This window comes from Streptomyces sp. NPDC086077, assembly GCF_040686175.1.
In the GTDB taxonomy this organism is placed as follows: domain Bacteria; phylum Actinomycetota; class Actinomycetes; order Streptomycetales; family Streptomycetaceae; genus Streptomyces.
Genome location: NZ_JBFBJT010000025.1, coordinates 1 through 13,319 on the forward strand (window position 1 = coordinate 1; position 13,319 = coordinate 13,319).

At 71.6% G+C, this 13,319-nt stretch carries 10 protein-coding genes and 2 pseudogenes; 7 read left to right on the forward strand and 5 right to left on the reverse strand.

Annotation, left to right across the window (positions count from 1 at the left end):
• Nucleotides 1-285: pseudogene (locus AB0O67_RS10270) on the forward strand (ribosome biogenesis GTPase Der); the annotation flags it as partial.
• Between the two features lie 38 nt (nucleotides 286-323).
• On the opposite strand, the gene AB0O67_RS10275 reads toward AB0O67_RS10270, so the two are convergent.
• Together AB0O67_RS10275 and AB0O67_RS10280 are read right to left on the reverse strand one after the other, a co-directional pair.
• Complete coding sequence (locus AB0O67_RS10275) at nucleotides 324-701, reverse strand: hypothetical protein (protein ID WP_365448225.1); 378 nt, start codon at nucleotides 699-701, stop codon at nucleotides 324-326.
• 132 nt (nucleotides 702-833) lie between these two features.
• The gene (locus tag AB0O67_RS10280) at nucleotides 834-1,616 is read right to left on the reverse strand and encodes a hypothetical protein (protein ID WP_365448227.1); all 783 of its coding nucleotides are present in this window, start codon (nucleotides 1,614-1,616) and stop codon (nucleotides 834-836) included.
• Nucleotides 1,617-2,162: 546 nt separating this feature from the next.
• Here AB0O67_RS10280 and AB0O67_RS10285 point away from each other — a divergent pair.
• From AB0O67_RS10285 to AB0O67_RS10300, 4 genes are all read left to right on the forward strand, one after another.
• Complete coding sequence (locus AB0O67_RS10285; RefSeq protein WP_365448229.1) at nucleotides 2,163-2,810, forward strand: transglycosylase family protein; 648 nt, start codon at nucleotides 2,163-2,165, stop codon at nucleotides 2,808-2,810.
• Nucleotides 2,811-2,975: 165 nt separating this feature from the next.
• Nucleotides 2,976-3,578, forward strand: a complete 603-nt coding sequence (locus AB0O67_RS10290; RefSeq protein WP_365448231.1) for a transglycosylase family protein — start codon at nucleotides 2,976-2,978, stop codon at nucleotides 3,576-3,578.
• Between the two features lie 264 nt (nucleotides 3,579-3,842).
• The gene (locus tag AB0O67_RS10295; protein WP_365448331.1) at nucleotides 3,843-5,999 is read left to right on the forward strand and encodes an acyltransferase family protein; all 2,157 of its coding nucleotides are present in this window, start codon (nucleotides 3,843-3,845) and stop codon (nucleotides 5,997-5,999) included.
• Nucleotides 6,000-6,010: 11 nt separating this feature from the next.
• On the forward strand, nucleotides 6,011-7,054 hold the full coding sequence (locus tag AB0O67_RS10300; protein WP_365448233.1) for a YafY family protein: 1,044 nt from the start codon (nucleotides 6,011-6,013) through the stop codon (nucleotides 7,052-7,054).
• Here AB0O67_RS10300 and AB0O67_RS10305 read toward each other — a convergent pair.
• A pseudogene (locus tag AB0O67_RS10305) lies at nucleotides 6,996-8,006 on the reverse strand (cbb3-type cytochrome c oxidase subunit I); the annotation flags it as partial. The gene AB0O67_RS10300 and the pseudogene AB0O67_RS10305 overlap by 59 nt on opposite strands.
• Nucleotides 8,007-8,492: 486 nt before the next feature.
• Between AB0O67_RS10305 and AB0O67_RS10310 the strand changes: the two are divergent.
• Nucleotides 8,493-8,702: an I78 family peptidase inhibitor gene (locus AB0O67_RS10310; protein WP_365448235.1), complete on the forward strand. Its 210-nt coding sequence runs from the start codon at nucleotides 8,493-8,495 to the stop codon at nucleotides 8,700-8,702.
• A gap of 90 nt (nucleotides 8,703-8,792) precedes the next feature.
• Here the strand turns inward: AB0O67_RS10310 and AB0O67_RS10315 are convergent, their stop codons facing one another.
• Together AB0O67_RS10315 and AB0O67_RS10320 are read right to left on the reverse strand one after the other, a co-directional pair.
• Entirely contained in the window at nucleotides 8,793-9,833 is a 1,041-nt protein-coding gene (locus AB0O67_RS10315) for a phosphatase PAP2 family protein (RefSeq protein WP_365448236.1), read from the reverse strand.
• Between the two features lie 240 nt (nucleotides 9,834-10,073).
• Complete coding sequence (locus AB0O67_RS10320) at nucleotides 10,074-11,315, reverse strand: hypothetical protein (protein WP_365448238.1); 1,242 nt, start codon at nucleotides 11,313-11,315, stop codon at nucleotides 10,074-10,076.
• Between the two features lie 262 nt (nucleotides 11,316-11,577).
• Between AB0O67_RS10320 and AB0O67_RS10325 the strand changes: the two genes are divergently transcribed.
• Entirely contained in the window at nucleotides 11,578-13,224 is a 1,647-nt protein-coding gene (locus AB0O67_RS10325) for an MFS transporter (RefSeq protein WP_365448240.1), read from the forward strand.
• The last annotated feature ends 95 nt before the right edge of the window (nucleotides 13,225-13,319 follow it).

The following is a 13,319-nucleotide window of genomic DNA, read 5'->3' on the forward strand; positions in this document are numbered from 1 at the left end:
GCGGGCTGGGAGACGCGCGTCCCGACGGGCCGGCTGAACGCCTTCCTCGGTGAGCTGGTCTCCGCCCATCCGCACCCGGTCCGGGGCGGCAAGCAGCCGCGCATCCTGTTCGGCACGCAGGCCGGCACGAAGCCCCCGCGGTTCGTCCTCTTCGCCTCCGGCTTCATCGAGGCGGGCTACCGGCGCTTCATCGAGCGCCGGCTGCGTGAGGAGTTCAGCTTCGAGGGCACGCCGATCCACATCTCGGTGCGGGTGCGCGAGAAGCGCGGCGCGAAGAAGAAGTAGGAACAGCAGGAGGGCGGCCCCCGTCGGGGGCCGCCCTCTCAGATTCCCCGGCGGGGGCCTGGTGGCAGCGCGGGGATGTGATGCGTTCCTGTGGAGTACTGCTGCCCGAGCGTGCCGACCCGCTGCCAGGTCGGCTGCTGCCCACCGCTGTGCCGGGTGGTCTGCGCGCCCGCGCTGTAGGCGCCGTACGAGCCGCTGTGCGCGTCCGAGCCCTGCGGGAGGATCCCGAACGCGGTGAACCCCAGGTGCTCCTCGCCGCGCCGGTCGCCCGGCAGCGCACGGAAGGACTTGACGTACTCGGCGTAGAGCGCGTCGTAGATCGGCGTGGCCGATGGCCCGCAGGAATGATCCTGACCGGACCGAGCGGACGGAATCGGCTGCAAGGACTGGCGGCGGGAAACGTCGTATGCGTGCACGTATGTCCAAACGACCCCGAGCGGGAAGGGATGCGGTCGCGGCACCGCCTCACGGGGCGCGGCGAACGGCGCGCCCGGCCACGGACGACCCGCACCCGGCGACGCTCCTCACCGCCCGGACGAAGCCGGGTGTCAGGTCCCCGCGAGCGGCAGCACGCTCGCGACCAGCTTGCCGCCCGCCGCGGCCTTGTCCAGCGCGTCCCGCAGCAGGTCCTCGCGGGGCTGCCGTCCGATGGAGCCGACCGGCGCGGCGAACATCAGCACCTGCTGGTGCTTGTTCGCGGCCGCCCGCCAGCCCTCGGTGACCTGCAGCGGCTGGTGCGCCTGCCACCATGCCACCGGCTGCCCGCCGTTCATCCCGGGCTGGAGCACCGCGTGCAGCTGCCCCATGGCGAGCAGCACGGACCAGCCGTGCAGCACCGGCGGTACGGAGTTCAGCTCGGTCACCGGCATGAAGCCCTGCTCGATCAGCAGCGGCAGGAAGTCGTCCCCGGCGGCGGTGGAGCCGGGGCGCACGATGGGGCCGGTGGGCTCGACGACCAGGGCCGGGTGCAACTCACCGGCGATCAGGACGAGGCCGCTGGTCACGCCGAGCACCGCCTGCTCGGGTACGAGCTTCGCGGGCTCCAGGTCGGCGGAGTTGCCGCTGATGGACCTCACGGCGCCCTGCAGCTGCTCCTCGGTGACCTGGACGACCTGCGAGGGCAGGCAGCCGGCGTGGGCGAAGGCGAGCACGGCGGTCTCGTCGCCGATGAACAGGACGGTGCTGGTGCGCTCGTGCTCGGAGTCGCCCGGGGTGCGGCAGGACGTGCAGTCGTAACTGCCCGGGGCGTTGTCTCCGGCGAGCAGCCGGTCGGCTTCTTCGTCGCCGATCTCGGCGCGTACCTCGTCGCTGACGTCGAGCATGCGCGGCACGGGTGGCTCCCTCGGGATGCGGTGCGTGGCGAGGCCGGGTGGCTCCCGGCCTGTGGGCCGGGGTGCGTCCCCGGCTCATGAAGAAGACAACGGCCGAGCTGTGGCGGTAGTCACGCTGCTGGGCGAACGGAATCGAACCATCCACCGCACACGGTCACGACCGGCATGAAATCGAACACACTGCGTCAAGTGGTCGTCACCGTAAGGGACTTGAGTCGGTGAGGTGGGTCACAGTGTAGAGGTGGCCGTGGTCGACAAATCCTGAAATCGGCGAATGAAATAGGTGGCCGAAAGTATCCGCTACCTCGGGTAACTGTGAACTGGCCTGGAGCGACGGGCAGTTGGTTGAACCCGGCTCGGCATGCTCCGTACATTCCTGCGCCGTGTGCATCGAGCACCGCTCGGGTACGTCCACCGGCCCGGGCCGGCCGCGTCAGGCCGGTCCGCAGCATCACCTCCGGCGGACGGGGCCGGCGCGACCACCACGCCCTCGCGTGGGAAGCGCGCCCGACCTGGGGGACCCCGGGTACGTGGAGAGGGAATCACATGTCCGAATGTGCCGATACCACCCGCAACGTTCGTAAGGCGCGTACGACGGCGGTTCTCGCCGGGGCGGCCCTGCTGGCACCGCTCGGGCTGCTGGCCGCGAGCGGCACCGCCACGGCGGCGGACGGCGGAGTGTGGGACCGCATCGCCCAGTGCGAGAGCGGCGGCGACTGGCACATCAACACCGGCAACGGCTACTACGGCGGACTCCAGTTCTCCGCCGACACCTGGCGCGCCTACGGCGGCACCGCGTACGCCGCGACCGCCGACCAGGCGTCCAGGGAGCAGCAGATCGCCGTGGCCACCAAGGTCCAGGGTGCCCAGGGCTGGGGCGCCTGGCCGACCTGCTCGACGCGCGCCGGGGCGTACGGCGGAGCGCCGGCCGCACCCGAGGCGTCCGGCGGGAACTCGGCCCCGACGCAGTCCCGGCCGTCCCGGTCGTCGCAGCCCGCGCAGGAGCCGGTGCGCGAGTCGGGGCACACCGACCGGGACGCGTCCCGCGGTGACCACACCGTCCGCCAGGGCGACACGCTGAGCGCCATCGCGGCCCGCAACGGCACCACCTGGCAGCGGCTCTTCGCCGCCAACAAGGACGTCATCGGCGGTGATCCCGACGTGATCGTGCCCGGGCAGCGCCTCGTCCTCTGAGCCGCCCGCCTGACCGTGGCACGGGGCGACGCCCGCGAACGCGGCACGACGCTCCGCCCTTGAACGCAGCACGGGGCTCCGCCCGGTCCGCCGACCGGGTGGGGCCCTGGCGCGTACCGGGCGCGGCTCGGCCGGCCCGCGCGGCACGCCGCCTAGCGTGATCCGATGAACAGAAAATCACTCACGCTCGGCCTCGCCGCCGCCCTGCTCACCGTCCTCGCCCCCGTCGCCGCCCAGGCGGCACCCCCGGCGTCCCCGGCGACCGGGCCGACCACCCTGCGCTCGTCCCTCGCGTGCGCCGACGACCAGTGGCCCTGGGGCTGCGTCGCCAAGTGCGAGAGCGGCGGACGCTGGAAGCTCAACACCGGGAACGGCTACTACGGGGGCCTGCAGTTCTCCCAGCCCACCTGGAAGGCGTTCGGTGGCCTGAAGTACGCCCCGCGCGCCGACCTCGCCACCAGGGCGGAGCAGATCGCCGTCGCGCGGGAAGTGGTCGCCGAGCAGGGATGGCAGGCCTGGCCGGTCTGCGCGCAGCGCTACGGCCTCAAGGGCCGCTGGTACACCGTCAAGCGCGGGGACACGCTGTCCTCGATCGCCGCCGAGTACCGCATCGGGGGCGGCTGGAAAGCCCTCTACGACGCCAATGAACAGACCATCGGGCCTAGTCCCGGGCGGATCGAGGCCGGCATCACTTTGATCATCCCGGGCAGCGCGGCCCGTACGCAGGACGCCCCCGCGGTGTTCGGCCCGCCGCTGCCCGTTCGCTGAGAAGGACCGGTTCTCGAAGCCCTGGTCGCCGGGCGGCGAACCGCGGACGTGCCTCAACTGGTCCGCAAGGCCTAAGGTGTCCAATGCCGTTGGTTTCGATTCAAACCCGGTTCACCTGCTCGTTATGCTGATGTGATGGCAACGTCATGACTCGCGGACCCGGTCGAGGGTAAGTTCGATCGTCCGGCTCCGGGGCGACAACCAGCGCCGGCCGGGTGACGCCCCACGAGCAAGGAGATTCTCACGGTGCCCGTCCGCCGCCTCGTGCATCCCCCGCGGCCCAGTTCCGATGACGTTCCGTCCCTGCCGAGACCACGGGACGGTGCTCCCGGGGACCAAGGGAAGCCGCCGGCTCCGGCGGCGGGCGGTGCGGGACTCAGGCTCGACATCCAGGGCCTGCGCGCCGTGGCCGTCACGCTCGTGGTGCTCGGTCACTCAGGGGTGTCCTCGGTGGCCGGCGGATTCGTCGGCGTGGACGTCTTCTTCGTGATCTCCGGATTCCTGATCACCTCGCTGATGCTCCGCGAGTGGGGCCGCGACGGCCGGATATCCCTGGGCCGTTTCTACGCCCGCCGCGCGCTGCGCCTGCTGCCCGCCTCCACCCTCGTGGTGCTGGCGACGCTCGCCGGTTCCTGGCTCTTCCTGGGGCCGCTGCGCTTCGCGGACTACGCCAAGGACGCCATCGCCTCCGCCTGGTACGTCGTCAACTTCCGGCTGGCCGAGGTCGGGACGGACTACTTCAACACGGACGTGCCGCCCTCTCCGTTCCAGCACTTCTGGTCGCTGGCGGTGGAGGAGCAGTTCTATCTGATCTGGCCCATCGTGCTGATCGTCGGGCTCAAGCTGTTCCGGCGCCGGGTGCTGCTCGCGATCCCGTTGCTCACGCTGGCCGTCGCCTCCTTCGCCCTGAGCCTCCACCTCACCGAAACCTCCCCGTCCTGGGCCTACTTCGGTTCGCAGGCGCGGATCTGGGAGCTCGCGGTGGGCGCCCTGCTGGCTCTGGCGGCGCACCGCCTGGACGACATCCCGCGCCCCGTCGCGGCAGTCGTCAGCTGGGCCGGTCTGGCCGCCATCGCCTACGCGGCCGTCTCCTTCGACGAGAGCACCCCCTTCCCCGGCTACAACGCCGTGATCCCGGTCGCCGGTGCCGCCGCCGTCCTCGCCGGAGGAGCCGCGGCCGGCCGCTGGGGCGCCGGCGCGGTCCTCTCCCTGCGCCCCGCCGTATGGATCGGCGGGATCTCCTACGCCTGGTACCTCTGGCACTGGCCACTCATCATCATCGTCCCGGCCGCGGTCGGGTTCGGCGAGAACGACGGACCGTTGCGGCTGATCGCGGCGCTCGGCGGCATCGTCCTGGCCTGGGCCACCCTCCACCTCGTGGAGAACCCGATGCGCTTCCACCGCGCGTTCAAGGCCCGGGCCCGCCGCGGTCTGTCACTGGGTCTCGGCCTGTCGGCCACGGCGGCCGCGGCCGCGGTGCTCGCCGTGCAGTTCCCGCCGACCCTGAGCGAGGGCGTGGCCCGGCCCGACACCAAGGAGACCCTCGCCAGCGCGTCCGACCCCCGTGCCGCGCTGACCGAACTGCTGCGGCAGCCGGTGGAGAAGCTCCCGTCCAACCTCACGCCGAGCATGCGGGACACGGCCTACAAGCGGTCCGCGGTCTACACCGACGACTGCGCGCTGACCATGACCGGGACGGTGCAGACGCAGCCCTGCCTGTACGGCGACACCGACGCCGAACGCACCGTGGTCCTCTTCGGCGACTCGCACGTCGCGCAGTGGTTCCCGGCGCTCGACGCGATCGCCCGCAAGCACCACTGGAAGCTGTACTCGCTCACCAAGAACGCCTGCAAGATCTCGCAGATCACCATCGAGTGGAACGGCGGCCCGTACTCGACCTGTGACGACTGGCGTGCGGTCACCATCGAGAAGATCCGCAAGATGAAGCCCGAACTCGTCATCACGTCGAGCTCCAACTCGGCGAAGCTGTACGGCGAGGGCGACATGGCCGAGGTCTGGGGCAAGGGCCAGGCCGAGACGTACCGGATGCTCCAGGAGGGCGGCACCCGGGTGCTGACCGTGCTGGACACCCCTTGGCCGAAGAACAACGCCGTGGACTGTGCGGTGGCGCACCCGGACACCCTGAGCGACTGCGCCCGGCACCGTTCGCAGGCCGACCGCAAGCCCGAGGTCACCCAGGCCATCCGGGAGGCGGCCGCCGCCGAGGACGTGACGATCCTCGACCCCTACGACTGGATCTGCGCCCCGTCCGGCACCTGCCCGACCGTGGTCGGCAACACCATGGTCTACCGCGACTTCGGTCACCTGGCGGACGGCTATGTCGAGGCGCTCACCCCGGTGGTGGAGGACTACCTGCTGGAGCTCTACGGCGAGGACCTGAGCCGGCGCCCGGGTGCGTGACCCTCGTCCCCATGCTGGAAACCTCCGCCCGTCTGCTGCGCCTGCTGTCCCTCCTGCAGGCCCGCCGTGACTGGTCCGGCGCCGAGCTCGCCGCACGCCTCGGCGTCACCCCGCGCACCGTGCGCCGGGACGTCGACCGGTTGCGCGAGCTCGGCTACCCGGTCGACGCCAGCCCGGGCACGGGCGGCGGCTACCAGCTGGGCGCGGGTGCCGAGCTGCCGCTGCTGCTGGACGACGACGAGGCCGTCGCGGTCGCTGTCGGCCTGCGCACGGCCGCCGGGCAGGGCATCGAGGGCATCGGCGAGACCTCCGTGCGGGCGCTCGCCAAGCTGGAGCAGGTGCTGCCGAACCGGCTGCGCCCCAGGGTGAGCGCGCTCCACGCCTTCACCGTGCCCATGCTCAGGGGCCCGCGGGCCGTCGTCGACCCGGCCGTGCTCACCGAGCTGGCGGGACTGTGCCGGGACGCCGAACGGCTGCGCTTCGCGTACCGCTCGCACGACGGCACCGTGACCCGCCGCACCGTCGAACCCCATCGCCTGGTCTGCACCGAGCGCCGCTGGTACCTGGTCGCCTGGGACCTCGACCGGGAGGGCTGGCGGACGTTCCGCGTCGACCGCCTCACCCCGAAGCCGCCGCACGGCCCGCGCTGCACGCCCCGTACGCCGCCCGCCGAGGATCTGGCCGCCTACGTCTCCCAGGGCGTCTCCACACGCGCGTACGCCACTCAGGCCGTCGTACGGCTGCTGGTGCCCCTCGCGGAGGCGGCCGAGCGCATCTCGCCGTCCGACGGGACGCTGGAGCCCGACGGTGACGACGCGTGCATCCTGCGCACCGGGGCGGCGAGCCTGGACGTGATGGTCATGCACGTGATGCTCATGGGCTTCGAGTTCGAGGTGCTGCGGCCGGCGGAGCTGACCGAGGCCCTCACGGCCGCCCGCGACCGCCTGAGCCGGGCTCTGGAACGCCCGGCCTCTGAAGGACATGACGCTCGGCGTACTCGGGATGGTGCAGGTCGAAGGCCGGGGAGTCGGAGCGGATCCTCGGCAGCGCCGTGAAGTTGTGCCGCGGGGGCGGGCAGGAGGTCGCCCACTCCAGGGAGCGGCCGTAGCCCCAGCGGTCGTCGACCTCGACCTTCGTGCCGTACTTGGCGGTCTTCCAGACGTTGTGGAGGAACGGCAGCGTGGACAGGCCGAGCAGGAACGATCCGATCGTCGAGACGGTGTTCAGGGCGGTGAAGCCGTCGGCAGCCAGATAGTCGGCGTAGCGGCGGAGCATGCCCTCGGCGCCCAGCCAGTGCTGCACCAGGAACGTGGTGTGGAGCCGACGAACAGCGTCCAGAAGTGGATCTTGCCGAGCCGTTCGTCGAGCATCTTCCCGGTGAACTTGGGCCACCAGAAGTGAAAGCCCGCGAAGATCGCGAAGACGACGGTGCCGAACACCACGTAGTGGAAGTGCGCCACCACGAAGTACGAGTCCGTGAGGTGGAAGTCCATCGGCGGCGACGCCAGGATCACCCCGGTCAGCCCGCCGAACAGGAACGTCACCAGGAAGCCGACCGACCACAGCATCGGCGTCTCGAAGGACAGCGAGCCCTGTTGAGGGGCGCGTAGGCGAACCAGCCGAAGGCGGCCGGTCCGTCCGGCACGAGCAGCGAGCCCAGCACGATCAGCCCGCCGAACAGGAACAGCAGCAGTAGGAGAGCATGTTGAGCCGCGGGAACGCCACGTCGGGCGCGCCGATCTGCAGCGGCATCAACTCGTTGGCGAAGCCCGCGAAGCTCGGCGTCGCGAACAGCAGCAGCATGATCGTGCCGTGCAGCGTGAACAACTGGTTGAACTCGTTGTTGCTCACGATCTGCAGTCCCGGCCGGGCCAGCTCCGCGCGCATCACCAGCGCCATCGCCCCGGCGATCAGGAAGAAGGCGAACGACGTGATCAGGTAGAGATGCCCGATCTTCTTGTGGTCGGTGGGAGCACGGCATGCGGACGGAGACCGTACCGGCGACAGGACGACCCGTGGCGGCCCGGCGGCCCGGCCGGGTGATCGTCGACTGGCTTACCCGCCCCTACACCCCATGACATCCCGGGCCCGCCGAGCCCGCGCCACGGGTGCCCGCGAGCCTGGGCCATGACGCTCGCGCCGCCGCGGCAGCGACAGGGGACGTATGGGGATCGTGTGCGGAATGCATGTGTTTCCTGTGCCGTTCCGCCGTCTCGCGGACCGGGCCCGAATCGGAAAGGAAAGGCGCTCGCCGGACCGCACAGGGCCAGTCCTTCGCGAGCTTTCCGCCGGCAATTCGGAGTGCCGTGCCGACACGCGGGAATTGCGTTCGAATACGTGCGTAAGGCGTACGGAACCGCCCGTCCGTGTGAGGAAGTCGCACGGAAACGCATGTCGTGGTCCTGTGACAGAAGTGTGACCGGAGGGGGACCAGTGACGGACGGTGCGCGGTGCGCACTTCCCCGCCCGCCGCACAGCGCCTAGCGTGGCGGTATGGCACCGTTCTCGACATCCGAACCCGATGACGACCCCGAGACCTACGTCGGCCTCGCCCAGGCCGACGCCGAGGCACGTGCGCGTGGGCACGGCTGGACGACGGTGCGCTCGCTGCCGCCGGGGGCGATCATCACCATGGAGTACCGGGTGGGCCGGCTGAACTTCGAGGTGAAGGACGGCACGGTGGCGCGGGCCTGGAAGGGCTGACCGGGAGACGGCCACGGACACGGACACGGCGAAGGCCCCGGCTCCCTGAGAGGGAACCGGGGCCTTCGGCCGTGCGTCCGTCCGTGCCGGTCAGCCGCCCGCGACCGGACGGGCCGCCGGTGTCGAGCCGCGTGTGACGCGCTCGGGGTGCGGGGGGCGGCGGCTGCCCGCCGGGGCACCCGGCGTGCGCTCCGAGCGGGTGGTGTGCGGGTTCGGCGTCCGGAAGATCGACGCGCGCGGGGCGCGAGCCGTCGCCTGGGAGACGGTCTCGCGCGACGGTGCCTCCTCCTCGGCCGCCGCGAGCGGGGTGACCACGACCGGCGCCGTGGCGGGCACCGCCGTGGGCCGCGGTGCTGTCCGGCGCGCACCCGCGAGCAGGCGGTCGCGCACCTCCAGCAGCCAGGCCTCGGCTTGGGCGATCGGCGGCTCGAACCATGGCAGCCCCAGCAGGATCAGCAGCCCCGCGGCCCAGCCCAGCAGTACGTCGCTCAGCCAGTGCGTACCGAGGTAGACGGTGGTCAGGCCGACGCTGAGCGAGAGCACGGCCGACAGGGCCGACAGCCAGCGCCGGGCCCGCGGCGAGGTGGCCAGGTAGGCGAGGATGCCCCAGGTCACGACGGCGTTCGCGGTGTGACCCGAGGGAAATATGTCACTGCCGGCTTGGAACCAGTGCCACATCTCGTTGGAGCCGACCTCGGTCGCGTAGTGCGGGCCCGAGCGGCCCAGGCCGTACTTCACGGCGCCGACCGTCACGTTCAGCAGCAGCAGCGCCGCACCGAAGGCCAGCAGCGGCCGCACGGTGTGCTGCCGCCAGGAGCGCCAGCCGAGCCAGGCGGCGACCATCACGGCGGTCGGGCCGCGCTGGCCGAGGACCACCCAGTAGTCGAGGAACGCGTGGATCCCGGGCCACTGCTGGTACGGCCGGAAGAGCATCGCCTGCCAGTCGAACCGGACCAGCCACGAGGAGGTCACCACGGCCAGGACGATCGTGAGGTAGAAGGCGAGAGTCGCGCCGAAGAGCACCACCCGGTGCCGCGTCATACGCGGCACGTCGAGGGCCGGCCGCTCGGGTTCACGGTCCAGCCGGGCGAAGATCCGGTCTAGCCGGGTCAGCTTTGGTTCGGTACGCACTCAATCGACGTTACAGCGAGTGAGCTCAGTTCCCCGACGAATCACCTGGGTTGTAATGACGATGTGATGTGGGATTGCTCTCAGGAACGGGTTTATCTCCAAGGAATCCGGCAATAGGCAGGTCCGCTTCCCTTCATTTCCTTTGATCATTCCAGTGGGGGGGTTTTAGGCCGCTTGTGTAATCGTTCACCCGAACATCCGAAGGAATTCTCCATGGGCTCACCGACCGCCCGAAGCGGCTCACGGCGGACCGGAACCGTTCAGCCAGAACGCGCCGTACACCGCGGAGGCCGCCGCGACGCCCCCGACGACCAGTGCCGACGCGGTGGTGCGCAGCCGGGCCAGGGCGAGGGCGAGCGGCAGCAGCAGGGGGAACGCCGGGAGCAGCAGGCGCGGCTTCGAGCCGAAGTAGCTCGACGCGCACAGGGCGAGGGCGGTGACGACCCCGGCGTAGACCAGGAGCGGGAGCGGCTGGCGCTGCCGGACGCAGACGACATAGAGCCAGATCACCAGGGCCACCCCGATGATCAGCCCCACGGCGGCCAGGGCCGAGGGGAACGACGTGAACTTTTCGGCGATGAAGCGGGCGAACGCGTATCCGCCGTCGAAGCCGTTGCGCCAGCCCGCCTGGACGTCGAGATAGCCGAGCGGACCGGCGCCGGTGCGGTGGCCGACCCACAGGACGTACCCGGCGGTGCCGAGGGGCGCGAGCAGCATGCCGAGGGCGCGTCGCCAGGCCCGTGCGCCCTCCGGGGGCGGGTGGTGGGTGGGGGAGGGGGCGTGTCCGTCCGGGAGCGCGCCGGGTTCGGGCGCCGTGCTCCGGTGGTGCGCGGATGGAGCAGTGCCGGCGCGCTCCCGGAGGAAGGCGGCGATGGCTGCCGCCCAGACCGCCGCGACCACCGCGATGCCCACCGGCCGGGTCAGGCCCGCCAGCAGAGCCAGGGTGCCGGCGGTGAGCCAGCGGCCGGTGAGGACCGCGTACAGCGACCAGGCGGCGAGCGCGGTGAACAGGGACTCGCTGTACGCCATCGACTGCACGATCCCCACCGGGAGCACCGCCCACAGCAGCACCGCGCAGAGGCCCACCCGTCGCCCGTACAGACGGGCGGCGACCGCGAAGATCCCCCAGGCCGCGGCGAGGGAGGCGAACAGGCCGACGACGAAGCCGGCGCCGGCGTACGACAGCGGGGTCACCGCGTGCAGCAGCCGCTCCAGCCAGGGCAGCAGCGGGAAGAAGGCGAGGTTGGAGTGGACGTCGCCGTTCGGCAGCCGCACCTCGTAGCCGTATCCCAGCTCCGCGACCCGGGTGTACCAGAGGGAGTCCCAGCGGGCGGTCAGCAGGGTGAACGCGCTCTTGTCGCGCGCGGCACTCCAGACGGCCAGCACCACCAGGCCCAGGGCGCGGACGGCCGCGTACCCGAGCAGGGCCGGGGCCGCTCCTGCGAGTCTCCGGGGGGCCACGCGTGTCTCAAGATCGGTCACGGGCTCGATTATCGACGGCGGCCGGAACCGGCCCGACGGCCCCGGCGTGGTGGACGGGGAGAGTAGTGGCGCACGCCACACCGTTACGCCAAATGTATGAGAGGTCCGCCACGCGACCCCGGCGGGAACTCGCGTACGCTGACGTGTCACTCGCCGTTCGTTGCGCGGGTCGGAGAACACCGCTCCTCTCCGGCCGAGTCCCGGGAGGTCCCCCGCCCCCGTGAGCCCGCCGAACGCGAGGGAACATCTGGGAGGTACGTACATGTCCGGGACGACCACGGCCGCCGTCGGGCTGCGCCGTCGGGCGGCCGGGGCCGGTGCCAACCGCTGGGTCGTTCTCGTGGTCCTCTGCACCAGCCTGCTGCTGGTCGCGGTCGACGCGACCGTGCTGCACGTGGCGGTGCCCGCCGTCACCGAGGATCTCCGGCCCAGCGCGATAGAGCTGCTCTGGATCGTCGACACCTACCCGCTCGTCTGTGCCTCGCTGCTGATCCTCTTCGGCACCCTCGGCGACCGGGTGGGCCGCAGACGGATCCTGCTGCTCGGATACGCCCTGTTCGGTGTCGCCTCCGCGATGGCGGCCGTCGCCCAGGACCCGCAGCTGCTGATCCTGGCCCGGGCGCTGCTCGGTGTCGGCGGCGCGATGATCATGCCCGCGACGCTGTCGATCCTGCGGCAGGTCTTCCCCGGCCGGCGCGAGCGGGCGCTCGCCATCGGCATCTGGAGCGCGGTGGCCGCGGTCGGCGCGGCGGTCGGGCCGCTGCTCGGCGGCTTCCTCCTGGAGCACTTCTGGTGGGGGTCGGTCTTCCTCGTCAACATCCCGCTGATGCTGGTCAGCCTGCCGGTGGGGCGGCTTCTGCTGCCCGAGTCGACGGGCAGCGGGGACGGGCCATGGGACGTGGTCGGCGCGCTGATGGCGGCGGCCGGCCTGTTCGGCATGGTGTTCGGGGTCAAGCGGCTGGGCGGCGGGGAGCCGGCCGGCAGCGTGCTCACCGTGGTGCCGCTGCTCGTGGGCGGGGCCCTGCTCGTGCTGTTCGTACGGCGACAGCGGCGCCGCAAGCATCCGCTGGTGGACCTGCGGATGTTCGCGCGGCCGGCGTTCAGCACGTCGGTCGGCTGCATCGTGCTGGCGATGCTCGCCCTGGTGGGGCTGGAGCTGATCGCGGCGCAGTACCTGCAGCTCGTGCTCGGGCTGTCGCCGCTGGAGACGGGACTGAGACTGCTGCCGCTGACCGTGGCGGCGATGGTGGCGGGACTGTTCGGGGCGCGGATGCTGCGGCGGTTCGGGCCGCGGCGGATGGTCTGTGCCGGGTTCTGCCTGACCGCGCTGGCGGTCATGCTGCTCACGGCGATGGGTCGGGAGGACGACGCCCCGTTGATGCTCGCCGGGTTCGTGCTGCTCGGGTTCGGGCTGGAGACGACGCTGTTCGGTGCGTACGAGTCCATGCTGAGCGAGGCCCCGGCGGAGCAGGCGGGCGGCGCGGCGGCGATAGGGGAGACGTCGTACCAGCTCGGGGCGGGGATCGGGATCGCGCTGCTCGGCACGGTGATGAACGTGGCGTACGCCCCCGGGTTGTCCTCCGTGCCGGGCGTCCCGGCGGCGGCGTCGGCCGCGGCGGGGCATTCGCTGGGCGAGGCGTACGACGTGGCCGGGGACCTCGGCGGCTCCGCCGGGGTGGCCCTGCGGCGGGCGGCCCGGGACAGCTTCGTGCACGGACTGCATGTGACGTTGCTGGTCAGCGCGGGGTTGCTGCTGCTGGGGGCGGTGATGGCGCTGCGGTTGCCGCGCCTCATGCACTGCGACACCGTCGCCGCGGAAGTGCCCTCGCCCCGTACCGCCCCCCGGCCCGCCGCCCCCGTGCGCCCGGTGCCCCTGCGCTCCGAGGTGGACGTCGCCCGCCGGGGTTGATCGGCACCGTCGGCCGAGGGATGGTTGCTCCGCGACACAAGGGCGTCGTAACGTCAGCCCGAGTCCGTGACTAGCGCTGCTAGTTTGAGCTGCCC